The 24,313-nt window shown below is 59.9% G+C and carries 21 protein-coding genes; 12 read left to right on the forward strand and 9 right to left on the reverse strand.

The features are described 5' to 3' along the window. Window positions 1–53 precede the first annotated feature (53 nt). The 8 genes from AB4N73_RS12170 (at window position 54) to AB4N73_RS12205 (ending at window position 8,286) form a co-directional block, all read left to right on the forward strand. Window positions 54–1,919 (forward strand): extracellular solute-binding protein, encoded by a 1,866-nt coding sequence (locus AB4N73_RS12170; protein ID WP_460143497.1) that lies wholly within the window; start codon window positions 54–56, stop codon window positions 1,917–1,919. A 1-nt stretch (window position 1,920) separates the two neighbouring features. Beyond that, window positions 1,921–2,985: a microcin C ABC transporter permease YejB gene (locus tag AB4N73_RS12175; RefSeq protein ID WP_095182131.1), complete on the forward strand. Its 1,065-nt coding sequence runs from the start codon at window positions 1,921–1,923 to the stop codon at window positions 2,983–2,985. Beyond that, window positions 2,985–4,007, forward strand: coding sequence for an ABC transporter permease (locus AB4N73_RS12180; protein ID WP_460143498.1), 1,023 nt, complete (start codon window positions 2,985–2,987; stop codon window positions 4,005–4,007). The genes AB4N73_RS12175 and AB4N73_RS12180 overlap by 1 nt, the downstream gene beginning before the upstream one ends. Window position 4,008: 1 nt before the next feature. Beyond that, window positions 4,009–5,643, forward strand: a complete 1,635-nt coding sequence (locus AB4N73_RS12185) for an ABC transporter ATP-binding protein (RefSeq protein WP_460143499.1) — start codon at window positions 4,009–4,011, stop codon at window positions 5,641–5,643. A 170-nt stretch (window positions 5,644–5,813) separates the two neighbouring features. Beyond that, window positions 5,814–6,335, forward strand: a complete 522-nt coding sequence (locus tag AB4N73_RS12190; RefSeq protein ID WP_305381141.1) for a DUF3455 domain-containing protein — start codon at window positions 5,814–5,816, stop codon at window positions 6,333–6,335. Between the two features lie 161 nt (window positions 6,336–6,496). Then, on the forward strand, window positions 6,497–7,024 hold the full coding sequence (locus AB4N73_RS12195) for a sigma-70 family RNA polymerase sigma factor (protein WP_150741204.1): 528 nt from the start codon (window positions 6,497–6,499) through the stop codon (window positions 7,022–7,024). Further along, window positions 7,021–7,713 carry an anti-sigma factor gene (locus AB4N73_RS12200; RefSeq protein ID WP_095182135.1) on the forward strand — a complete coding sequence of 231 codons (693 nt, stop codon included), beginning with the start codon at window positions 7,021–7,023 and terminating at the stop codon, window positions 7,711–7,713. Before AB4N73_RS12195 ends, AB4N73_RS12200 begins: the two co-directional genes overlap by 4 nt. Window positions 7,714–7,845: 132 nt before the next feature. Continuing rightward, window positions 7,846–8,286, forward strand: coding sequence for a phage infection protein (locus tag AB4N73_RS12205; protein ID WP_071172976.1), 441 nt, complete (start codon window positions 7,846–7,848; stop codon window positions 8,284–8,286). A gap of 70 nt (window positions 8,287–8,356) precedes the next feature. On the opposite strand, the gene AB4N73_RS12210 is transcribed toward AB4N73_RS12205, so the two are convergent. Next, on the reverse strand, window positions 8,357–9,439 hold the full coding sequence (locus AB4N73_RS12210) for a DUF1615 domain-containing protein (protein WP_460143500.1): 1,083 nt from the start codon (window positions 9,437–9,439) through the stop codon (window positions 8,357–8,359). Between the two features lie 269 nt (window positions 9,440–9,708). On the opposite strand from AB4N73_RS12210, the gene AB4N73_RS12215 reads away from it, so the two are divergent. The 3 genes from AB4N73_RS12215 to AB4N73_RS12225 all read left to right on the forward strand — a co-directional run bounded on the left by AB4N73_RS12215 (window position 9,709) and on the right by AB4N73_RS12225 (window position 14,207). Further along, complete coding sequence (locus AB4N73_RS12215) at window positions 9,709–11,913, forward strand: TonB-dependent receptor (protein WP_460143501.1); 2,205 nt, start codon at window positions 9,709–9,711, stop codon at window positions 11,911–11,913. A gap of 201 nt (window positions 11,914–12,114) precedes the next feature. Beyond that, complete coding sequence (locus AB4N73_RS12220; protein WP_460143502.1) at window positions 12,115–13,641, forward strand: FAD-dependent oxidoreductase; 1,527 nt, start codon at window positions 12,115–12,117, stop codon at window positions 13,639–13,641. A 122-nt stretch (window positions 13,642–13,763) separates the two neighbouring features. Further along, window positions 13,764–14,207 carry a hypothetical protein gene (locus AB4N73_RS12225; protein WP_252867917.1) on the forward strand — a complete coding sequence of 148 codons (444 nt, stop codon included), beginning with the start codon at window positions 13,764–13,766 and terminating at the stop codon, window positions 14,205–14,207. A 96-nt stretch (window positions 14,208–14,303) separates the two neighbouring features. Here the strand turns inward: AB4N73_RS12225 and hemB are convergent, their stop codons facing one another. Both hemB and AB4N73_RS12235 read right to left on the reverse strand, forming a co-directional pair. Continuing rightward, window positions 14,304–15,278: a porphobilinogen synthase gene (hemB, locus tag AB4N73_RS12230; protein WP_460143503.1), complete on the reverse strand. Its 975-nt coding sequence runs from the start codon at window positions 15,276–15,278 to the stop codon at window positions 14,304–14,306. 250 nt (window positions 15,279–15,528) lie between these two features. Next, window positions 15,529–16,227 (reverse strand): glutathione binding-like protein, encoded by a 699-nt coding sequence (locus AB4N73_RS12235; RefSeq protein ID WP_236169571.1) that lies wholly within the window; start codon window positions 16,225–16,227, stop codon window positions 15,529–15,531. Window positions 16,228–16,510: 283 nt separating this feature from the next. Here AB4N73_RS12235 and AB4N73_RS12240 point away from each other — a divergent pair, with 283 nt between their 5' ends. Further along, complete coding sequence (locus AB4N73_RS12240) at window positions 16,511–17,185, forward strand: histidine phosphatase family protein (protein ID WP_375122420.1); 675 nt, start codon at window positions 16,511–16,513, stop codon at window positions 17,183–17,185. A 109-nt stretch (window positions 17,186–17,294) separates the two neighbouring features. Here AB4N73_RS12240 and mnmH read toward each other — a convergent pair whose 3' ends face one another. From mnmH to AB4N73_RS12270, 6 genes are all read right to left on the reverse strand, one after another. Then, window positions 17,295–18,401: a tRNA 2-selenouridine(34) synthase MnmH gene (mnmH, locus tag AB4N73_RS12245; RefSeq protein WP_460143504.1), complete on the reverse strand. Its 1,107-nt coding sequence runs from the start codon at window positions 18,399–18,401 to the stop codon at window positions 17,295–17,297. Beyond that, complete coding sequence (gene selD, locus AB4N73_RS12250; protein ID WP_024013506.1) at window positions 18,401–19,435, reverse strand: selenide, water dikinase SelD; 1,035 nt, start codon at window positions 19,433–19,435, stop codon at window positions 18,401–18,403. Before selD ends, mnmH begins: the two co-directional genes overlap by 1 nt. Window positions 19,436–19,607: 172 nt before the next feature. Then, complete coding sequence (locus tag AB4N73_RS12255; protein ID WP_460143505.1) at window positions 19,608–20,714, reverse strand: hypothetical protein; 1,107 nt, start codon at window positions 20,712–20,714, stop codon at window positions 19,608–19,610. Between the two features lie 230 nt (window positions 20,715–20,944). Continuing rightward, window positions 20,945–21,190, reverse strand: coding sequence for a hypothetical protein (locus tag AB4N73_RS12260; RefSeq protein WP_460143506.1), 246 nt, complete (start codon window positions 21,188–21,190; stop codon window positions 20,945–20,947). A gap of 15 nt (window positions 21,191–21,205) precedes the next feature. After that, the gene (locus tag AB4N73_RS12265; RefSeq protein WP_460143507.1) at window positions 21,206–22,060 is read right to left on the reverse strand and encodes a hypothetical protein; all 855 of its coding nucleotides are present in this window, start codon (window positions 22,058–22,060) and stop codon (window positions 21,206–21,208) included. Between the two features lie 231 nt (window positions 22,061–22,291). Beyond that, window positions 22,292–23,407 carry a hypothetical protein gene (locus AB4N73_RS12270; RefSeq protein ID WP_460143508.1) on the reverse strand — a complete coding sequence of 372 codons (1,116 nt, stop codon included), beginning with the start codon at window positions 23,405–23,407 and terminating at the stop codon, window positions 22,292–22,294. Window positions 23,408–24,313: the final 906 nt, after the last annotated feature.

Consider the following 24,313-nt stretch of genomic DNA (forward strand, 5'->3'; position numbering starts at 1 on the left):
GCTCGCTCCCACATTGGGTCCGTGGACTTTCAGGGATTTTCAGGAGTGACTTCATGAGTTTCTTGCGCAACATGGCTGGCCTGCTGCTCGGCAGTGCGCTGCTGTGCTTCGGCACTTCGGCGCTGGCCGGCGGCAGTTATGCGCTGACGGTGTACGGCGAAGCGCCGAAGTATCCGGCCGGCTTCAAGCATTTCGATTTTGTTAACCCTGACGCGCCCAAGGGCGGTTCGCTCAGCCGTGCGTCGATGGAGATCGGTCAGTACAACTACATCACGCCGTATGCCGATCAGGGCATTTCGGTGGTGCAGGTCAATGATTGGGTCTACGCGCCGCTGGCGTTCCGATCGCTGGACGAGCCCTACACGGTTTACGCCTTCGTCGCGCAGCAGATCGAGCGCGACCCCGAAGGTTTGTGGGTGCGCTTCACCCTCAACCCCAAGGCACGCTTTGCCGACGGCACGCCGATCACCGCCGAAGACGTGCGCTACACCTTCAACCTGCTGATGACCAAGGGCAGCCTGAGTTACCGCCAGCAATACGCCGACGTGCAGGACGTGCTGGTCGAAAGTTCACGGCAGGTCCGTTTCACCTTCAAGAACAACCTCAATCGCACCCTCGCGCTGGATCTGGCGACGCTGCGCGTGCTGCCCGAGCACTGGTGGAAAACCCGCGACTTCGCCAACGGCGGCGGCTTCGAGCCACCGCTGGGCAGCGGCCCGTACCGGGTGAGCAAGGTCGACGCCGGACGCAGCATCAGTTTCCAGCGTGACCCGGACTGGTGGGGCAAGGACCTGCCGGTCAGTCGCGGCATGTACAACTTCGACAGCCTGACGGTGAATTTCTACGGCGACACCGACGTCGCCCGCCAGCTGTTGCAGGCCGGCGCGTTCGACTACAACCGTGAGTTCTCCTCCTCTGGTTACGTGGTCGGCTATGACAGCCCGGCACTGCGTGACGGCCGCTTGCAGCAGTCGATCCTCGCTCCGGACAAACCCACCGCTGCTCAGGGCTTCGTGTTCAACCTGCAGAACCCGTTCTTCAAGGATCGCCGCGTGCGTCAGGCGATCAGCCTGCTCTGGGATTTCGAGTGGACCAACAAACAGATGATGCGCGGCTTCTACGTGCGTCAGAACAGCTTCTGGCCCAAGAGTGAAATGGCCGCCAGCGCCCTGCCCGATGCCGAGGAATTGAAGATCCTCGAACCGCTGCGCGGCAAGGTCCCTGACGAGGTGTTCACCACGGTCTATGAAGCGCCGAAAACCGATGGCAGCGGCTACATCCGCGACAAGCAACTGCAAGCGCTGAAGCTGCTCGCCGAAGCCGGTTGGACGGCGAAAAACAATCGTCTGGTCAACGCCGCCGGCGAGCCGCTGGAATTCACCTTTCTCGATGGCCAGGGCGGCTTCGATCGCATGCTGCTGCCGTTCAAACGCACCCTCGCTCAGATCGGCATCACGCTCAATCTGCGCCGCATCGATTCGGCGCAATACATCAACCGTCTCAACGCCCGCGATTACGACATGATCGTCTGCGCGTTCCCGCGCAGTGGCGATCCGATCGTCTCCCCGGGCCGCGAGTTGTACAGCCTGTACGGCTCGCAAAGTGCCACGCAAGTCGGCAGCTCGAACGCGATGGTGCTGGCCGATCCGGCAATCGATCAACTGATTGACGGGCTGGTCCAGGCCAACAGCCGCGAAGCCATGGTGCATTACGCCCGCGCCCTCGACCGGGTGCTGCAATGGGGTTACTACATGATTCCCAACTACTACTCCAAAGGCACGCCGACGGTGTATCAGAACCGCTTCGGCATGCCCGCCGTGCAACCTTCGTATGACGAAGGTCTCAACACCTGGTGGGAAGTCTCGGCCAGGCCGCTGACGACTCAGCAGATGAGCGCTCAGCTTGCGGGAGGCCAGTGACATGCTGCGTTATCTGAGTCGCCGATTGCTGCTGATCATCCCCACGCTGTTGTGCATTCTGGTGGTGAATTTTCTTATCGTGCAGGCCGCACCCGGTGGCCCGGTGGAACAAGCCATCGCTCGCCTGCAAGGCTTTGGCGGGCACAGCATGGGCGGTGGCGGCGAAGTCGCGGCGGTCGGCGGTGCCGGGCGCAGCAGCCGTGGGCTGGACCCGGCGCTGATCGAGGAAATCAAACACCATTACGGCTTCGACAAACCGCTGCACGAACGCCTGTGGCTGCTGCTGAAAAACTACGCACAACTGGATCTGGGCAACAGTTTCTTTCGTGGCGCCAAGGTCACCGACCTGATCGTGCAGAAGCTGCCGGTGTCGCTGTCGCTGGGCTTGTGGGCGACGCTGATCACCTACGTGATTTCAATCCCGCTGGGCATTCGCAAGGCAATCAAGAACGGCAGCGCCTTCGATGTCTGGAGCAGCACGGCGATCATCGTCGGCTACGCGATGCCGGCGTTTCTCTTCGCCATTCTGTTGATCGTGGTGTTCGCCGGGGGCAGCTACGTCAACTGGTTTCCGGTGCAGGGGCTGGTGTCGGACAACTTCGACAGCCTCAGCACATTGGGCAAGGTCGGCGACTACCTCTGGCACCTCGTACTGCCGGTCACGGCGCTGGTGATCGGCGGCTTCGCCACGCTGACGATCCTGACCAAAAACAGCTTTCTCAACGAGATCAGCCGGCAGTACGTGATCACCGCACGAGCCAAGGGCCTGACCGAGCGGCGCGTGCTGTACGGCCACGTGTTTCGCAACGCCATGCTGCTGGTGGTGGCCGGCGTGCCGTCGGCACTGATCGAAGTGTTTTTCGCCGGTTCCCTGCTGATCGAAACCATCTTCAACCTCGACGGCCTCGGGCGCATGAGCTACGAAGCGGCGGTGTCGCGTGACTATCCGGTGGTGTTCGGCGCGCTGTTTCTGTTCACCCTGTTCGGCCTGCTGATCAAGCTGATCGGCGATCTCTGCTACACCCTGCTCGACCCGCGCATCGATTTCTCGGCGAGGACTGCCTGATGTTCACACTGTCGCCTCTGGGCCAGCGCCGCGTCGCGCAATTCAATGCCAACCGCCGTGGGCGCTGGTCACTGCGGCTGTTTATCGGCCTGTGCCTGATCTGCCTCGCTGGCGAGCTGATCGCCAATGACAAGCCGCTGGTGATCCGCTACCACGACGCCTTTTACTTCCCGATCCTCAGCGATTATCTGGAAACCGATTTCGGCGGCGAGTTGCCGTTCCAGCCGGATTACGCCAGCAACTACGTACACAAGCTGATCGAGGATCAGGGCGGCTGGATGCTGTTTCCGCCGATCCCGTTCAGTTACGACACGGTCAACTACGACCTCACCGAACCGGCGCCCAGCCCGCCGTCATCGAGCAATTGGCTGGGCACCGATGATCAGGCTCGCGATGTTCTGGCGCGGGTGATTTTCGGCACGCGGATCTCGATTCTGTTCGCGCTGATCCTCACCGCCATCAGCGCGTTGATCGGCATTCTCGCCGGGGCTTTACAGGGTTATTACGGCGGCTGGGTCGACTTGCTCGGGCAGCGCGTACTGGAAATCTGGTCGGGGTTGCCGGTGCTGTACCTGCTGATCATCCTGTCCGGCTTCGTCTCGCCGAGTTTCTGGTGGTTGCTGGGGATCATGGCGCTGTTTTCCTGGCTGGCGCTGGTCGACGTGGTGCGCGCCGAGTTCCTGCGGGGGCGCAATCTCGAATACGTGAAAGCCGCGCGCGCGCTGGGCCTGACCGACAGCGAACTGATGCGCCGGCACATTCTGCCCAACGCCATGACTTCCACCCTCACCTACCTGCCGTTCATTCTCACCGGCGCCATCGCCACCCTGACCGCGCTGGATTTCCTCGGCTTCGGCATGCCCGCCGGCACCGCATCGCTGGGTGAACTGATCGGCCAGGCCAAACGCAATCTGCAGGCACCGTGGCTGGGGCTGACGGCGTTTTTTGCCTTGGCGCTGATCCTGTCTTTGTTGGTTTTCATCGGTGAAGCGTGCCGAGATGCCTTTGATCCGAGGAGCTGACATGCAAGACCATTTAATCGAGATCCGCGACCTGCGCGTCGCCTTCGCAGGGCAAGAAGTGGTGCACGGTGTGAACCTCGATATTCGCCGTGGCGAGTGTCTGGCGCTGGTCGGCGAGTCCGGCTCGGGCAAGTCAGTGACGGCGCATTCGATTCTGCGTCTGCTGCCTGGCCAGAGCGTCAGCAGCAGCGGCGCGATTCGTTTTAACGGCGTGGATTTGCTGCATGCCAGCGAACAACAGATGCGCGGTTTGCGCGGCAATCGCATTGCGATGATTTTCCAGGAGCCGATGACCTCGCTGAACCCGTTGCACACGGTGGAAAAACAGATCAGCGAAGTGCTGGAAATCCACAAGGGCCTCAAGGGCCGCGCCGCCCGCGCGCGGACGCTGGAGCTGCTGGAACTGGTGGGTATTCGCCAGCCGTTGCAGCGACTCAAAGCCTATCCGCATCAGCTTTCCGGTGGTCAGCGCCAACGGGTAATGATCGCCATGGCGCTGGCCAACGAGCCGGAACTGTTGATTGCCGATGAACCGACCACGGCGCTGGACGTGACCGTACAGCAGAAGATTCTTGAACTGCTGATCGAGTTGCAGCAGCGCCTCGGCATGTCGCTGTTGCTGATCAGCCACGACCTCAATCTGGTACGCCGGATCGCTCAGCGCGTGTGCGTAATGCGTCAGGGCGAGATCGTTGAACAGGCCGATTGCGAGACGCTGTTCCAAGCGCCGCAACACCCCTATAGCCGGTTGTTGATCGAAGCGGAACCGAGCGGCGCGCCAGTGCCCAGTGAGTACGAGCACAACCTGCTGGAAGTCGATGATTTGAAGGTGTGGTTTGCCCTGCCGAAAAAACTCTTCAGCCGTCAGCAGGATTACATCAAAGCGGTGGACGGCGTCAGTTTCACCCTGCAACGCGGCAAGACCCTGGGGATTGTCGGCGAGTCGGGTTCGGGCAAGTCGACGCTGGGCCAAGCGATCCTGCGCCTGGTCGAATCAGAGGGCAATATCCGTTTCGGCAACAAGCAGTTGAGCCTGCTCAATCAGCGTCTGATGCGCCCGTTGCGCCGGCAGATTCAGGTGGTGTTTCAGGACCCGTTCGGCAGCCTCAGCCCACGCATGTCAGTGCAGCAGATCATTGCCGAAGGCTTGCTGACCCACGGCATCGGCAGCGAGGCCGAGCGCGAGGCAGCGGTAATTCGCGTGCTCGAGGAAGTCGGACTCGATCCGCAAAGCCGCCATCGTTACCCTCACGAATTTTCCGGCGGCCAGCGCCAGCGCATCTCCATCGCCCGCGCACTGGTGCTGGAACCGGCGCTGATTCTGCTCGACGAACCGACGTCGGCGCTGGATCGCACGGTGCAGAAGCAAGTGGTGGAGTTGTTGCGCCAGTTGCAGATCAGGCATGGGCTGACGTACCTGTTCATCAGCCATGATCTGGCGGTGGTGCATGCGCTGGCGCATGACTTGATGGTGATCAAGGACGGCAAGGTGGTTGAACAAGGCTCGTCGCGGGAGATCTTCGCTGCGCCGCAACATCCGTATACCCAGGAACTCCTGAAAGCCTCCGGCCTGAAGCCTGATGAAGAACCTTGTGGGAGCGAGCCTGCTCGCGAATGCGGTGCATCAGTCACATAAGTGCTGGCTGGCCCGACGCTTTCGCGAGCAGGCTCGCTCCCACAGGTTTGATAGGTGGTGTTTGAAATTTATTTTTCCGGCACTGCATCCAATCGCCTCCGTCACGGGTAGTCCCTGTAACAGCCCACTCTGGTGCTGTCAGCGCCCTACCCTTTTCGGAGAATCATCGGATGAACATCACCCAGCTGATTGGCTTCACCGGTTTGCTCGCTTTCACCGCGACCGGCTTCGCCCAGAGCAGTTATCCCGACGCGATCAAGGTGCCGGACGGGCACAAGATTGCCCTGGAAACCACCGGGGTTGGCGAGATCACCTACGAATGCCGCGACAAGCCCAATATGGCCGGGCAGACCGAATGGACCTTTGTCGGCCCGAAAGCGGTGCTCAATGATCGCAGCGGCAAACAGGTCGGCACCTATTTCGGCCCGCCAGCGACCTGGCAAGCCAAGGACGGTTCGAAAGTCACCGGCACGCAACTCGCCGTGGCACCGTCGAGCCCGGGCAACCTGCCTTATCAACTGGTCAAGGCCAATCCCGCCGAGGGCAAAGGCGCAATGACCGGGGTCAGCTATATCCAGCGTGTTGCGCTCAAGGGCGGCGTCGCGCCGGGCAGTGAGTGCACCATGGCGAACAAGGGCAAGCAGGAAGTGGTGAAGTACCAGGCGGATTATATTTTCTGGGCGGCGAACTGATATTCGGAAGCAGTGCACAATCCTGTGGGAGCGAGCCTGCTCGCGAAGACGGAGTGTCAGTCGCCTTATTACTTTCTGACCCACCGCATTCGCGAGCAGGCTCGCTCCCACAGGGAACCATGCCTCTGGATGTTTGGGAAATGTGAGCTAGATTGCACCCCATGCCTTTACCCGAATCCGTTTTCGATTACGAAGCCCGCCTCGCCGCCTGTGCCCGGGGCGAGCGCGCGGCTTTGCGCGATTTGTATGTGCAGGAAGGCCCGCGCCTGCTCGGTGTGGCCAAGCGGCTGGTGCGCGATACGGCGCTGGCGGAGGATATCGTGCATGAGGCGTTCATCAAGATCTGGCACGGCGCGGCCGGGTTCGACCCGGCGCGCGGTTCGGCGCGGGGCTGGATGTTCAGCGTGACCCGGCACCTGGCCTTGAATCAGTTGCGCAAGCAAAGTCGGGAAACGCCGTTCAGCGAAGAACATGAGACAGCGGCGTCTGATGAGGCGGTCGATGTTCACTCGGCGCGCATTCATCGCTGCCTCGAACAACTGGAACCGCAGCGGCGCAGCTGCATCCTCCATGCCTACGTCGACGGTTACAGCCACGCGCAGATTTCCGCGCGCCTCGGCACGCCGCTGGGCACGGTCAAAGCGTGGATCAAGCGCAGCCTCAATGCTTTGCGGGAGTGCATGGGATGACCGGCGAATCAGCGCAGGAACGGGATGAACTGGCCGGCGAATACGTGCTCGGCACCTTGTCGTTCGAACAGCGCATCGAGGTGCAACGGCGCCTGCCGAACGATCCTGAGTTGCGCGCGGCAGTCGACGCATGGGAGCGACGTCTGCTGGAGCTGACCGATCTGGCCGAACCTCAGCAACCCTCGGCGCAGTTATGGCCACGTATCGAGCGCAGTCTCGAACGGCTGACGGTGAGAAAACCTCTCGCTTCCTGGTGGAACCTGCTGCCGCTGTGGCGCGGTTTGAGTGCGGCGGGCCTGGCTGCGACGCTGATTCTGGGCGCGATGCTACTGACCCAGACTGCGCCGAAACCGAGTTATCTGGTGGTGCTGGTGGCGCCGCAGGACAAGGCGCCGGGTTGGGTGATTCAGGCGAGCAATGCGCGGGAGATCCAGTTGATTCCACTGGGCGTGGTCGAGGTGCCGGCGGACAAGGCGCTGGAGTTCTGGACCAAGGCTGACGGCTGGTCGGGACCGGTGTCATTGGGACTGGTCAAACCGGGGCAAGCGTTGTCGGTGCCGCTGGACAAGTTGCCGCCGCTGCAACCCAACCAGCTGTTTGAGCTGACCCTGGAAGGCGCCAATGGCTCACCGATCGGCAAACCGACCGGGCCGATTCAGGCGATCGGGCGTGCGGTGAAGGTGCTCTGAGGCTCTGCTACGCGGTTGTCCGCAACCATCATCGACGTCGATGTTCACCATCACGGCAATGAAGTTCTCATAAAAAATTCCGGGCGTAACATCAGCTCCATACCAACCAACAACACCCCGGAGCACACCATCATGAAACGCCAGACTCTTCTCAGCATTGCTTTCTCGGTTTTCGCAGTTAACGCTTTCGCCGCCACCCCGGCGCACACCATGATCGCCGAAGGCGGCTCGGACAAACTGATCGAAAGCCGTCTGGCTGAAGGCGGTTCGGATCGTCTGATCGAACGCCGCGTTGCCGAAGGCGGCTCGGATCGTCTGATCGAACGCCGCGTTGCCGAAGGTGGTTCGGATCGTCTGATCGAACGCCGCGTTGCCGAAGGCGGTTCGGATCGTCTGATCGAACGCCGCGTTGCCGAAGGTGGCTCTGATCGTCTGATCGAACGCCGCGTTGCTGAAGGTGGTTCGGATCGTCTGATCGAACGCCGCGTTGCCGAAGGTGGCTCGGATCGTCTGATCGAACGCCGCGTTGCCGAAGGTGGCTCGGATCGTCTGATCGAACGCCGTGTTGCCTGATGCATGACTGCAAGCGCAACACCGCAGAGAAACCCGGCTCCCGCAGCCGGGTTTTTTATGTCTGCGTGTTTTATCCGGCCTTGGCCATGCAGCGCTTGTAACGCTCGTCCACGCGTTTGGCGAACCAGGCTGTGGTGAGTTTGCGGGTGATCTTCGGACTCTGCAGCACAATCCCCGGCAATACCGCGCGCGGTAACGCCTTGCCTTCGGCCCGCTCCGCCAGTTCGAACACGCGCTGATAGAGTCTGGTCTCTTCGAATTCCAGGTTTTTGCCTTTCTCCAATTGATCGCGAATCGTCGGGTTGCGCATGCCCAGCGACTTGCCAAGGGTGCGCACCGCCAGTTCGGTACTGCCGGGCATGATCGAGTCGTAGCGAATCAGATCGCCGTCCAGAGTCAGCGGAATGCCGGACGCGCGGCTGACCGCATTTTGAAACGCGGCATTGCGACTGGCGTACCAGCCGGCGTTGAAATCGGCGAAACGATACAACGGCTCGCGGTAATTCACCGGGTAACCGAGCAAATGGGCGATGCCGAAATACATGCCGCCGCGCCGGCTGAACACTTCACGACGAATCGTGCCGTCCACCGGGTACGGGTAATCCTTGGCGTGCTCCTCGGCGAATTCGATGCTGACCTGCATCGGCCCGCCGGTGTGCACCGGGTTGAAGCCGCCGAACAGCGTACGGCCCATCGGCACCATTCCGATGAAGTCGTCGAATATCGCGCTCAGCTCTTTTTCACTGCGCGCCGCATTCAGGCGTTCGCTGTAGGTCTTGCCGTTGGGCGAGCGCACTTGCAAAGCGCCGCTGACCAGCAGGCTGGGGATGTGCACCTTGGCGGCGCGGCGGTCGATTTCGTCGCGGGCGATCTTGCCCAGGCCGGGCACCGTCGGGTCGGCCTGGAACGTCGATTCCTGCTCGGCCACGGCCAGTACCGAACACAGATTCTGCGTGGTGGTGTTGATGCCCTGTGCGGCGAACGCGGCGTAGATGTCCGTGGCCCAACCCTGACGGTCGGCAGTTTTTGCCGGCAACAGCCGAACGATTTCCGCCTTCACTTCAGCCGGCGGACGCGGCGCCGGTTCGTTGCTGCGCTGGCTGGCGCAACCGGCGAGCAGTAGCACGGCGCCGAGAGTAATGAGTAATCGCATGGTGCTCCATCCAATCAAATTCGCCACAACACCATACACAACCCCCGTAGGAGCTGCCGCAGGCTGCGATCTTTTGATCTTGCTTTTTGCAGATCAGATCAAGATCAAAATCAAAAGATCGCAGCCTTCGGCAGCTCCTACACGCTGATGACAAACTGATTGCAAAACGTTACTGCGAAACCCTATCATTCGCGCCTGGAGTCGCATTAGCGCAAGGAGTTCCGCGCCGCCCTTATTTTTCTTTGGCCGCTCGCCTCCAGGTATCCGACATGCCCGCTTCAGCTCGACTCGGCGCTCCATTTCGCCCGACTTTGCTTGCCCTGCTGTGCTCCCTGACCGTTACCGCCCACGCCGCTGAAGACAACAGCAAAGCGCTGATGCTCGACGACGTCAACGTCAATGCCCAGGCCCCTGCGCCCAACGCCCTGCCCCCGGTCTACGCTGGCGGTCAGGTGGCTCGCGGCGGCCAGTTGGGCGTGCTCGGCAATCAGGACATGATGGACGTGCCCTTCAGCGCCGCGTCCTACACCGAGCAATTGATCCAGGATCAGCAGGCGGAAAACGTCGCCGATGTACTGCTCAACGATTCTTCCGTGCGCCAGGCCTCGGGCTTCTCCAACCAGGCGCAGGTCTTCATGATTCGCGGCCTGCCGCTCAATGGCGACGACATTTCCTATAACGGCCTGTACGGCGTATTGCCCCGGCAGATCATTTCCACCGATGCGCTGGAGCGCGTGGAAGTGTTCAAAGGCCCCAACGCTTTCATCAACGGCGTGACCCCGACCGGTTCCGGCATCGGCGGCGGCGTCAACCTGCAACCCAAGCGGGCCGGCGACGTGCCGCTGCGTCGTTACACCACCGACATCAACAGCGAAGGCCGCATCGGTCATCACTTCGACATCGGCCAGCGTTTCGGTGAAGACAACCGCTTCGGTGCGCGGGTCAACCTGTCGCAACGCGAGGGCGACACCGGCATCGATCACGAGAACCAGCGCTCGAAACTGTTCGCCATCGGTCTGGATTATCGCGGCGATGCGCTACGGGTTTCCGGTGACTTCGCCTATCAGAAGGAACGCGTCAACGGCGGCCGCAGCTCGGTCAACCTCGGCACCGCCACGCACATCCCGGATGCGCCATCGGCGGACACCAACTACGCGCCGAAATGGGGCTACACCGACATCGAAGACACCTTCGGCATGCTCCGCGCCGAGTACGACCTCAACGACAACTGGACCGCTTACGCCGCCGGTGGCGCCAAGCACACCCGTGAAGTCGGGCGCTATAACTCGACCACGCTGGTCGGCAACAGCGGCGCCTCGTTCACCACCGGCTCGTTCGTCCCCCACGATGAGGACAACACCAGCGTGATGGCCGGCCTCAACGGCAAATTCAACACCGGCCCGGTCAGCCACAAGCTGAATTTCGGCCTGACCGGGATCTGGGCCGAGCAGCGCAGTGCCTATGACTTCGACCTGACCCGCTACTCCAACAACATCTATCACCCGATCACCCCGCCGGCACCGGTCGGCAACTTCTCTGGCGGCGATCTCAACGATCCGGGCATCGTCGGCAAGACCTTCAACCGCAGCGTGGCGATTTCCGACACCCTCGGGTTCTTCGACGATCGCCTGCTGGTCACCGCCGGTCTGCGTCGTCAGCAACTGGTGGTGCAGGGTTACAGCTACGCCAGCTACGGCAGCGGCCCGCGTTCGTCGAGCTACGACGAATCGATCACCACGCCGGTGTACGGCATCGTGTTCAAGCCGTGGGAGCATGTGTCGTTCTACGCCAACCATATCGAAGGCCTGGCCCAAGGGCCGACTTCGCCGACCAGCTCCGGCGGTTTCCGTGTCACCAACGGCAACGAAGTCTACGCACCGAAACGCTCCAAGCAGACCGAACTGGGCGTGAAAGTCGACATGGGCACCTATGGCGCGAGCCTCGGTGTTTATCGCATCGAACAGCCAAGCGACGGCTACTGCGAAATCAACAGCGCCACCACCTGCACCTACGTGCGCGAAGGCGAGCAGATCAACAAAGGCGTGGAGATGAACGTGTTCGGCGAGCCGATCGACGGCCTGCGCCTGATCAGCGGCCTGACCCTGATGGACACCGAACTGAAGAACACCCTCAACGGCGCCAACGACGGTAACCACGCCATCGGCGTGCCGACCTTCCAGTTCAACGCTGGCGTGGACTGGGACGTGCCGGGCCTGCAAGGCGTTGCGCTGAACGCGCGGATGCTGCGCACCGGCGGGCAATACGCCGACGCGGCGAACAACCTCAGCCTGCCAACGTGGAACCGCTTCGATGCGGGCGCGCGTTATGCGTTCAAGGTGTCGGAGAAGGATGTGACCGTGCGGTTCGGTGTTGAAAACGTGGCGAACAAGAAGTACTGGGAATCGGCTCAGGGCGGCTACCTGACCCAGGGCGAACCGCGAGTGGCGAAGTTGTCGGGGACGATCGACTTCTAAGCGTCATTGCGTCGCAGAAAAGGCCCCGCAGCTTCACGGTTGCGGGGCCTTTCTGGTTTTTGTGGTGCTTGACCGGACGCTTCGCGAGCAGGCTCGCTCCCACACTGGAATGCGTCCCCTGTGGGAGCGAGCCTGCTCGCGAAGAGGCCGGAACTGGCGACCTGATCCATACTTGCTGCACAGCCACAGGAGGACAGCCCCATGAACCGCAGCGACGTGCTGATCATCGGCGCCGGCCCGACCGGTCTGGTCCTGGCGCTGTGGCTGAGCAAACTCGGCGTGCGCGTGCGCATCATCGACAAGACCTCGGCGCCAGGCACCACTTCCCGCGCTCTGGCCGTGCAGGCACGCACCCTCGAGCTGTATCGCCAACTCGACCTCGCCGACACCATCGTGCGTCGCGGCCATCAGGTCGCTGCGGCGAATTTCTGGGTCAACGGCAAACCGGTCGCGCAGTTGCCCCTCAAGCGCATCGGCGAAGGCCTGACGCCCTACGCGTTTGTCGAGATTTTCCCGCAGGACGAGCACGAACGGCTGTTGCTCGAGCGCCTCGAAGATTACGGCGTCAGTGTGGAGCGCAATACCGCACTGGACAGCTTCGAGGAAACCGGCGACACCCTCACCGCCCACCTGCGCCTGCCCGATGGCCGGCAGGAAGTCTGTCAGGCCTGTTATCTGGCCGGTTGCGACGGCGCCCGTTCGGTGGTGCGCAAAGCCCTCGACACCGACTTCCCCGGCGGCACCTATCAGCAGATTTTCTACGTCGCCGATATCACGGCCAGCGGCCCGGCGCTCAATGGCGAGTTGCATCTGGACCTGGACCAAGCGGATTTTCTCGCGGTGTTTCCACTGGCCGGCGAAGGCCGCGCGCGACTGATCGGCACGGTGCGTGACGAACGCGCCGAGCGTGCCGAAACCCTGCAATTTGCCGACGTCAGCAGCCGCGCCATCGAACACCTGAAAGTGCATATCGAAGACGTGCACTGGTTCTCCACCTACCGCGTGCATCACCGCGTGGCCGAGCACTTTCGCAACGGCCGGGCGTTTCTGCTCGGCGATGCCGCCCATGTACACAGTCCGGCCGGTGGCCAGGGCATGAACACGGGCATTGGCGATGCAATCAATCTGGCCTGGAAGCTCGCCGCCGTGCTCAGCGGTGGTGCCGAACCGAAACTGCTCGACACCTACGAAACCGAGCGCATCGCCTTCGCTCGCCGACTGGTCTCCACCACCGACAAGGTCTTCAGTTTCGTCACCGCGCAGGGTCGCATGGCCGATCTGCTACGGATGCGTGTGGCGCCGTTTCTGCTGCCGAAAATGGCCGGGTTCGAAGCCAGCCGCGAATTCCTGTTTCGCACGGTCTCGCAAGTCACCCTCAACTATCGCGGCATGCCACTGAGCCAGGGTGAAGCCGGCCACGTGCACGGCGGCGACCGCTTGCCGTGGGCGCATGATGGCGAAGGAGATAATTTCGAGCCGCTACGGCAGCCGTGCTGGCAGGTGCATGTGTACGGCGACACCAGCGACGAGATGATCGCCTGGTGCGCCGAACACCACTTGCCGCTGCACGTCTTCGACTGGCGCCCGGCGTTTGAAACGGCGGGATTGGGGCGCAACGGATTTTATCTGTTGCGGCCGGATACCTATGTGGCGATTGCCGATAGCAGCGCCGATCCGAAGGTGATCGAACGCTACTTCCTCGATCACGGCATCCGGCCTTTTCAGTGACCTTCACACTTTGTTGGCCAGCCATTCGTCGGAAAGACCTGAACACCTGTCAACTCTGACAGTGGACGCATTGCGCAGCGCCACCTCTAATCATTGCTCACCGTTTTCAAGGAGCAATCAAGATGGAACTGTCCACCGCAGAACAAGTGCAAGACATAGAGGTCACTGGAACATTAAACGCACTGTTCGAAGTCGCCGACCACCAACCTTTAAATGCTGCTTTGATCGAGTTGCGTTCAACCCAGCGGGTAAAATATGAGTTCCGAGGGAGAACGGAGGCCAACGACAGGTCTTTTATATTTCAAATTTTCAGCGATCTGGAAGATGGAACATATGAAATACCTTCGACCTACTACCAGTACGCCGCATTCTACTTTGCAAATCATGCAGGTTGGACGTACGCATCGCCCAATCAATCAATCTTGCATCTAACGATTTCTGAAAATAAAACTCGTTTCAGTGGAGTAATCAAAGCTGATTTCGATCCAGTCGAACACAAAACTGGTGCTTCAACGCTGTATGTCACTGCGTCGCTAGGTGTCAAACTCAGCAAAGCTCTTTTCTGATAAAAATCGAATCATGGAGACGATCGCAACCTGACGCCTCTGCCTACAAGGAGCAACCATTCCATACAGGCAATGCTGCAAGTTGCGATTCCTTTCTCAGATCCCCGCCAACGCCAGATCCATCGCAAAGTAAGTGAAGATCAGATCCGCCCCGGCACGCTTGATCGCGCCAAGGCTTTCGCGGACCACGCGATCCTCATCGATCGCCCCAGCCTGGGCGCCGAACTTGATCATCGCGTACTCGCCGCTGACCTGATACGCCGCCAGTGGCAGGTTCGAGGCCTGGCGGATGTCGCGGATGATGTCGAGGTAGGCGCCGGCCGGTTTGACCATCAGCGCATCGGCGCCTTCCTGTTCATCGAGCAGCGATTCGCGCAGGGCTTCGCGGCGGTTCATCGGGTTCATCTGATAGCTTTTGCGATCGCCCTTGAGCGCGCTGCCGCCAGCCTCGCGGAACGGACCGTACAGCGCCGAGGCGAATTTGGTCGAATAAGCCATGATCGGAATCTGCGTGAAGCCGGCAGCGTCGAGCGCCTGGCGAATCGCGCGCACTTGGCCGTCCATCGCCGCCGACGGCGCAATCACGTCAGCCCCGGCGCGGGCGGCGGCCACGGCTTGCATGCCGAGGTTGATCAGAGTCTGGTCGTTATCGACTTCGTGGTTGTGCATCACGCCGCAATGGCCGTGATCGGTGTACTCGCAAAAACAGGTGTCGGACATCACGATCATTTCCGGCACGGCGTCCTTGGCAATGCGCGACATGCGCGACACCAGCCCGTCTTCGCGCCAGGTGTCGCTGCCGTTGGCATCGAGATGATGGGACACGCCAAAAGTCATCACCGACTTGATGCCGGCACGGGCATAGCGCTCGATTTCGCTGGCCAGTTTGCGCTCGGGAATGCGCTGCACGCCGGGCATGCTGGTGATCGGCACGAAGTCGTCGATGTCTTCCTCGACGAAGATTGGCAGGACCAGATCGTTCAGGCTGAACTCGGTTTCCTGGAACAGACTGCGCAGGCTCGCATTGCGGCGCAGACGGCGGGGACGTGCTTCGGGGAACTGACTGGACATGGGGCCTTTCCTGAAAACAGCGGATGAGACGAAAGTCGTAGGGGCGAAGCTTATGCCTTGCGGCGGGTGCGGGACAAACCTGGATCAATCAAGAGAGCGTTACCGGGCTTGTAATAATCCTGCTGCTGATCGCGCATTTGCCCCTGTGGGAGCGAGCCTGCTCGCGAATGCGCTGGGTCAGACACGAAAATGGTGTCTGATACGACGCTTTCGCGAGCAGGCTCGCTCCCACAGAGGCGACTGTGTCGGGTCAGGACGGGATGGTCAGGCCACGAATGACCGCCGGGCGAGCCAGAAACCGCTCCAGCACCCGTGTGACATTGGGGAAACTCTCAATCCCGACCAGATCCCCGGCCTCATAAAACCCGAGCAGATTGCGCACCCACGGGAACGTGGCGATGTCGGCGATGGTGTAGCGCTCGCCCATGATCCAGTCGCGGCCTTCGAGGCGAGTGTTGAGCACATTCAGCAGGCGTTTGCTCTCCTCGACATACCGATCGCGTGGACGCTTGTCCTCGTAATCCTTACCGGCAAATTTGTTGAAGAAACCGAGCTGGCCGAACATCGGGCCAATGCCGCCCATCTGCCACATCAGCCATTGGATGGTCTCGTAGCGCAGCGCGCCTTCCTGAGCGAGCAACTGACCGCTCTTGTCGGCCAGATAAATCAGGATCGCGCCGGATTCGAACAGCGGCAGCGGTTTATCTTCAGGGCCATGTGGGTCAAGGATCGCCGGGATCTTGTTGTTCGGGTTCAGCGAGAGAAATTCCGCCGAGGTCTGGTCGTTGGTGTCGAAACCGACGCGGTGCGGCTCGTACGGCAGGCCGATCTCTTCGAGCATGATCGACACTTTGACGCCGTTGGGAGTCGGCAGGGAGTAGAGCTGAATCCAGTCCGGGTACTGCGCCGGCCATTTCTGAGTAATCGGGAATGCAGACAGATCGGTCATTGGAAGCATCCAGTCACAAATTGAAAACCGATCATAAAGTAGGCCTGCCGCTGCGCCTACACGAACCGTAACATCCTGTCGCTAACCTGCCTGCATGCCCGCAAAGGTTGCCGTTAGAGTGCTGCGCACTGGCCCGGATCGAACCAAACGGGCATTACAGGACTCTGAGTTATGCCTTTCTCGCAGAGGAAGCTGTTTATGACAGGGAAACACCCGGTGCTGGGAGCCCGCGGTGCAAAGGTTTGTCAGCCTTAACCGATTTTGCTGAAGAACCCTCGAATTGATGACGAACCTGATGAGTTTCGCCAAACGTTTCAAACATCGCGCGTACGTGGCCCTGCCCTCCCTGCTGGCAGTCAGCGCGCTTTTTCTGTCCCTCGAATCCAGCGAAAGCCGCGCCCAACCGGCGGACGGCACACAGACGCTGGTGTTCCTGCGCCATGCGGAAAAACCCGAAGGCGGCCTCGGCCAGCTCAACTGCCAGGGCCTGAACCGCGCTATCGACCTGTCGACGCTGCTGCCGGAAAAATTCGGCAAGGCCGATTACGTGTTCGCCGCCAACCCGACGCGCAACGTCGAGGAAGGCGAGCTGGACAATTCCTACAGCTACATTCGTCCGCTGATGACCATCAGCCCGGCCGCGATCAAGCTCGGCCTGCCGGTGAACATCGAGTTCTCCGCCAACGACACCAGCGATCTGGCCCGCGAGCTGCTGGACGAGAAGTATCACAACTCGACGATCTACACCGCCTGGTCCCACGGTTATCTGCCGGATCTGATCAACAAGGTCGCCGGCAACGCAGTGGGCGAGCGACAGAACATCACCGATGACTGGGCCGGCGATGACTTCGATTCGCTGTATGTGCTGACCCTGAAGTGGCACAACGGCAAGGCCAGTTTGCAGAGCCATGTCTACAAACAGGGGCTGGATAACGGCAAGGACACTTGCCCGACCTGAGTTTTGTATCGCCCGATCTTGCGTCTTCGCGAGCAGGCTCGCTCCCACAGGGGAACGCATTTCAACTGTGGGAGCGAGCCTGCTCGCGAAGAGGCCAGTTGCTTGCACCTCAAGCCTTCTGGCTCACCCGCTCGCGCAAATACTCGATCACCGCCTGACGCTCCCCGGCAAACTCGATCCGCCCGCCCTTCTTCTCGCGCTGGAATACATACATCGGGTCGTAGTACTCGCGCAGCAACACGCTTGTCCAATCGCGAAACAACTCGACCGAACCGCTAAGGGCCTGTTCGGCCAGTGCAGCCTCCATCTGACCGTACAGTCGTTGATAGCGCTCGCCACCCAGGCGACGCTGAATATTGTTCAGGCTGGCAATCAATCGCTCGGCATATAGGGCGAAACCCACCTGCTCGCCATGCAAGGCGACGAACTCGGCGTGCAGGTCAATCACGTAATCCTGCAGGATTCGCTCTACCCGATTCTCGAGGCTGTCTTCAAGCCAGACCAGCGGTGCCGCTTGCATGCCCCGGTACAGCGGCAACGGCAAGGCACAGCTGCCGACCACCCGACTCTCATCTTCCAGGACAAATTGCCCGATCCCGCGGGCGCGCTTTTTCAGCACATCGACAGCCAGGTGATTTTCGAAATCGATGTTGCCCGGTTGCCCGGTGGCGCGCTTGCCGAAACTCGAACCGCGGTGATTGGCATGGCCTTCCAGATCCAGACCATTGCTCAACTGCACCAGCACTTCGGTCTTGCCAGTACCGGTCATGCCACCGAGCAGAACCAGATCGCATTCGGCCACAGCCTGATCGACGGTTTCCAGGAGGAACGTGCGCATGGCCTTGTAGCCACCGCCCACACGCGGGTAATCGATGCCACCCTCGTCCTTGATCCATTGCTGGACGATCTGTGAGCGCAGGCCACCGCGGAAACAATAGAGATAGCCGTCGGGGTGGTTACGGGCGAATTCGACCCAGCCCTGAATGCGTGCCTCCCGAACCTCGGCCGACACCAGCCGCTCACCCAGTGCAATCGCGGCTTGCTGCCCGTGCTGTTTGTAACAGGTGCCGACCTGTTCGCGCTCACGGTCGTTCATCAGCGGCAGATTGATCACACCCGGGAACGCGCCGTGGGAAAATTCAACCGGCGCGCGGACATCCATCATTGGCCGGTCGTTGAGGAAAATGTCGCGGTAGTCGGTGCAGTCGCGGAGCATCAAATCACCTCGACCGCGTTCGTCTGTCGCTCAACCAGTTCGCCGATCGGCGCAAGGTTCAGGCCCAGTTCGGCGGCAACGCCGAGGAACTCGTCATTGCCTTCAGGCGTGACCGCAATCAGCAGACCGCCGCTGGTCTGCGGATCGCACAGCACGCGTTTGTGCAGTTCCTGCACGCGGCCAACCTTGCTCGAATAGCTGTCAAAGTTGCGCAGCGTACCGCCCGGCACGCAGCCCTGATCGAGGTAGTACTCGACGCTGTCCAGACGCGGCACGCGGTCATAGGCGATGCGCGCGGTCAACTGGCTGCCGTCGGCCATTTCCACCAGATGCCCGAGCAGGCCGAAACCGGTGACGTCAGTCATCGCGGTAACGCCGGCGAGTTTGCCGAAACGGCTGCCAGGCTTGTTCAGGGTGCACATCCAGTCGCGGGCGACACCGACGTCGGCGGCGCGCAACTTGCCCTTCTTTTCCGCGGTGGTGAGGATGCCGATGCCCAGCGGTTTGGTCAGGTACAACAGGCAACCGGCGGTGGCGGTGTCGTTGCGTTTCATGTGGCGCTTTTCCACAAGCCCGGTGACGGCGAGGCCGAAGATCGGCTCCGGCGCATCGATCGAATGCCCCCCCGCCAACGGAATGCCCGCCGCGTCGCACACCGAGCGACCGCCACGAATCACTTCCCGCGCCACCTCCGGCGCCAGCACATTCACCGGCCAACCGAGGATCGCGATCGCCATCAACGGATCGCCGCCCATCGCATAGATATCGCTGATCGCATTGGTTGCGGCGATGCGGCCGAAGTCGAACGGGTCATCGACAATCGGCATGAAGAAATCGGTGGTCGACACCACACCGCGCTCGGCATCGATCGCATACACCGCCGCGTCATCGCGCGATGCGTTGCCGACCCAGAGTTTTGGATCAAGGTTCTGTGCGCCGCTGCCGGCGAGGATCACTTCCAGCACCTGCGGGGAAATCTTGCAGCCACAACCGGCGCCATGGCTGTATTGGGTCAGACGAATCGGCTCGCTCATGGGAGAGTCTCTGGTAATGAATGGGGCGGATTCTAGCAGAGCGCGAGAGCGCAGATTTTTGTGCTGACCGAGCGGCCCCTTCGCGAGCAGGCTCGCTCCCACATTTGTAGCGTGGTCTCCTGTGGGAGCGAGCCCGCTCGCGAAGGCAATCGAACCTGCCTGCACCGTCCAGTCAGCCCCGCCTGCAAACCTCAGCGAAAATCTGCGTAATCGGCCGATGCGGCTGGCGCTTGTGCATCCGCCGCACTTGTTCGCTCAGCCGCAGCAACTCTTCACTGGGCTTGGCCCATTGCTCTTTCGGCAGCGGCTCAGACCATTCGCGCATGACTTCCGGCAGCGCCTGCTTGCCGATTCTTTCCAGACGGCGCACTTCCCATTCGACCAAACGGTTGGGAACCGTCCATAAAGTCATAACGTGATACAGGTACCAAAAAAATCCCGACAACCGCGAGCGGCGGCCTTCACGGATCTGCTGGTGCATCCGCGCGCGGGCGTTACGAAAAGTGTGCAGGCCTTCGTGGGGCGGGTCGTCCGGGCCTTGCAGATCCTGCAAATCCTGAATTGATTTGAGGTCGTTGACTTCGTACTCCATGTAACCGCGAATCGCCTCCCAATGACTGATCGCAAGCTCCAGGCCGGCGCATTGGAATTCCTGGCTTATGAGGGTTTCACCTTGGTAGAAACCGATGCCCATGCCGTATTGGCGATGGATGCCGAACTGGGTGGCGCCCTTGGCTTCGATGATCCAGGCAGACAGCGATTCCCACGGGACAAAGACAGGTTCGGTGGCGCCTTCGGGCATGAAGCAGACTTCGCGGCGTTGACGGTTGAAGCGGGTTGGGATGAGGTAGAGGCGTTTTTTGTGGTGGTGGTGCCAGACGCCTAGACTGATTGTTAGAGTGAGAAATAAAACCTCTAAGCCAAGTATTTTGGACTCTCGAAAAATCTCTTGTACGTAGGTCCAACTTTCCCACCCGTCTCCGGATGCCAGCCCAAGAATGCCTCCTGCCACAGGTGTCAGACAGACGAACCAGAAAGCAAGACTGAAAGGACCGCCCAACGTCATTTGCCACATAAAAACTTGCGGCTGGCCTAATCCGAAGTCCATGTAAACATCATTGAGTTCACCGATATGTGGACCATAAGGGGGCATCGGTGTGGGCAGTGGCAACGGTGCGACATAGGTAATTTTTCCGCTTGGGAACGGCTCTACATCACCCGCTCTTCTAATCACCTTAAATTGCGCATCAACAAGAGGCTCATTGTGATTATTCAGCATGGTCAGCCCATTCGAGGTATTGAGTTTCTACCAGCAGTACCGGAGGGTTTTCCTTGACCGACCCGGTAGCAACAACTGAAAAATGGCCACCACCCCGAGGGTCTCCCACCTCGGCCAAGATCAACCGAAACATCCGCATCCACGCGGTCCCCTGTGGGAGCGAGCCTGCTCGCGAAGGCGCGCAAACAGGCAAAAAACCTCCCTCCCTCTGGTCACAAAACTGCTCTGCATCAGTCCACAGCCCGCCTGCAAACCTCAGCAAAAATCTGCGTAATCGGCCGATGCCGCTGGCGCTTGTGCATCCGCCGCACTTGTTCACTCAGTCGCAACAGCTCTTCACTGGGCTTGGCCCATTGCTCTTTCGGCAGCGGCTCGGACCAGGCACGCATGACTTCCGGCAGCGCCTGCTTGCCGATTCTTTCCAGCCGACGCACTTCCCATTCGACCAGACGATTGGGAATCGTCCATAAAGTCATGACGTGATACAGGTATCAAAAAAATCCCGACAACCGCGAGCGGCGGCCGTCACGGATCTGCTGGTGCATCCGCGCGCGGGCGTTACGAAAAGTGTGCAGGCCTTCGTGGGGCGGGTCGTCCGGGCCTTGCAGATCCTGCAAATCCTGAATTGATTTGAGGTCGTTGACTTCGTACTCCATGTAACCGCGAATCGCTTCCCAGTGGCTGATCGCGAGTTCCAGGCCGGCGCATTGGAATTCCTGGCTTATGAGGGTTTCACCTTGGTAGAAACCGATGCCCATGCCGTATTGGCGGTGGATGCCGAACTGGGTGGCGCCTTTGGCTTCGATGATCCAGGCAGACAGCGATTCCCATGGGACGAAGACTGGCTCGATGGCGCCTTCGGGCATGAAGCAGACTTCGCGGCGTTGACGGTTGAAGCGGGTTGGGATGAGAGTGGCGCGTTTGTTGTGAGCGTGGTGCCAGACGCCTAGACAAATAAGCAAGATCAAGGGGCTGCTGATTAATTCATTTTCCAATGCCACTTCGAATACACCAACCATTGACTCCCAAATTGCCTCGTTTCCATAGCCAAATAGAATTCCTAGCAAGCCCGTGAACAAAGGAAATAAAACGAGAACTATAAAAGTGCCTGCGGTCGTTCCGCCGATAATTAGCTGCCATGGGAATACCTCCAGTGAGCCGAGACCAAAGTCCATGTATCCGTCATTGAACGCTCCGATGTGAGGTCCGTAAGGCGGCATCGCTGTAGGTAAGGGCAATGGTGCGAGATAGGTAATTTTTCCACTCGGAAACGGCTCTACATCGCCCGCTTTTCTGACCACCTCACATTGCGCATCAACAATAGGCTCATTGTGATTATTCAGCATGGTCAGCCCATTCGAGGTATTGAGTTTCTACCAGCAGAACCATCGGGTTTTCCTTGACCAACCCGGTAGCAACAACTGAGAAATGGCCGCCACCCCGAGGGTCTCTCGCCTCGGCCAAGATCAACCGAAACATCCGCATCCAACGCGGTCCCCTGTGGGAGCGAGCCTGCTCGCGAAGGCGCTCAAACAGGCAAAAAACCTCCCTCCGTCTGGTCACAAAACTGCTCTGCATCAGTCCACAGCCCGCCTGCAAATCTCAGCGAAAATCTGCGTAATCGGCCGATGCGGCTGGCGCTTGTGCATCCGCCGCACTTGTTCGCTCAGCCGCAACAACTCTTCACTGGGCTTGGCCCATTGCTCTTTCGGCAGCGGCTCGGACCATGCGCGCATGACTTCCGGCAACGCCTGTTTGCCGATTCTTTCCAGACGGCGCACTTCCCATTCGACCAAACGGTTGGGAATCGTCCATAAGGTCATGACGTGATACAGGTACCAGAAGAACCCCGAAAGCCGCGAGCGGCGGCCTTCACGGATCTGCTGATGCATCCGCGCCCGGGCGTTACGAAAAGTGTGCAGGCCTTCGTGGGGTGGGTCGTCCGGGCCTTGCAGATCCTGCAAATCCTGAATTGATTTGAGGTCGTTGACTTCGTACTCCATGTAACCGCGAATTGCTTCCCAATGGCTGATCGCGAGCTCCAGGCCGGCGCATTGGAATTCCTGGCTTATGAGGGTTTCACCTTGGTAGAAACCGATGCCCATGCCGTATTGGCGATGGATGCCGAACTGGGTGGCACCCTTGGCTTCGATGATCCAGGCGCTGAGCGACTCCCACGGGACAAAGACCGGCTCGGTGGCGCCTTCGGGCATGAAGCAGACTTCGCGGCGTTGACGGTTGAAGCGGGTTGGGATGAGTGAGAGACGTTTTTTGTGGTGGTGATGCCAGACACCAATACCGATGAGCAAGATCAAGGGACCGCAAATTAATTCATTTTCCAACGCCACTTCGAATACACCAACCATTGATTCCCAAATCGCCTCGTTTCCATAGCCAAAAAGAATCCCTAGCAAGCCCGTAAATAAAGGAATCAAAACGAGAACCATAAAAGTTCCTGCGGTCGTCGCGCCGAGAATTAGCTGCCATGGGAATACCTCCAGTGAGCCGAGACCAAAGTCCATGTATCCGTCATTGAACGCTCCGATATGAGGTCCGTAAGGCGGCATTGATGTAGGTAATGGCAACGGTGCGAGATAGGTAATCTTCCCGCTTGGGAACGGCTCAATATCGCCCGCTTTTTTAACCCCCTCATATTCCGAACTGGAAGGAGGATTACTGCGATTATTCAGCATGGTCAGCCCATTCGAGGTATTGAGTTTCTACCAGCAAAACCGGAGGGTTGTCTTTAATTGAGCCGGGAGTTACTACAGCAAAATGACCGCTATCCAGAGGGTCAATATGAATCACGCGCGTTCTTGACTCCGCCCCACCTTTGCCATTGACGGTCTGGATACATATGGCAAGTTCGAGCGTTTCTTTTGCAGGCGTATAGTCAGAATCGGGACGGATGGGGTACTGAAGACAAAGCACCAAACCATCTGGTGATGACTTCACGATTCGCAGACTGCTCAATATCTCCTCACTGATGACTTCCTTGCGCACTTGCGGCACACCGCGACCATGCAGCGGTGCAACAAGTCGATGGGCACCGATTCCCAAGCGTCGACTCGGTTTACCGTTTAACGGCGGCAGAAGATCGTTTAGCGCCAGCCTCGGCAGAACCAAATGAATATCACTGGGTTTGGCGCCAAATAATAAAGTCTTCAGCCAGGTGTCACTGGGATCAGGTCCTGATTGGGCGTAAGGAGCGTGTATCAAAAACGCCAGATAATTTTGATAGTCATCCAGGGAGTGGTCACCGCGCATCTCTTCATCACGGCTCCAGGGCGTGACTTTCAACCACTTATCGTGGGCAGAGAGGTTGTAGCGATGGAATAGCCACGTTCCGACGAATTCCAGCACGGTGAACAACGCACCGGCGAGATTGAAGCGAAAAAATACAGTAGAAAGACGTGTGCCAGCGGCAGCCCACGCCGCTGCGCGTGCCGAACTGTTCGCTGCAGTCAACACTTTAAAAGAAGCGTGAAAAGTGTTGCTCGCCCCATATCCGTTAGTTGCAACTATACCTGCGGCGCCCAACGTCGCCACCGCAGCCGCTTTCTGCTCAAATTGAGTGCCACTACGAATTGCATCTTGCC

The organism is Pseudomonas sp. S3_B08 (assembly GCF_054667725.1).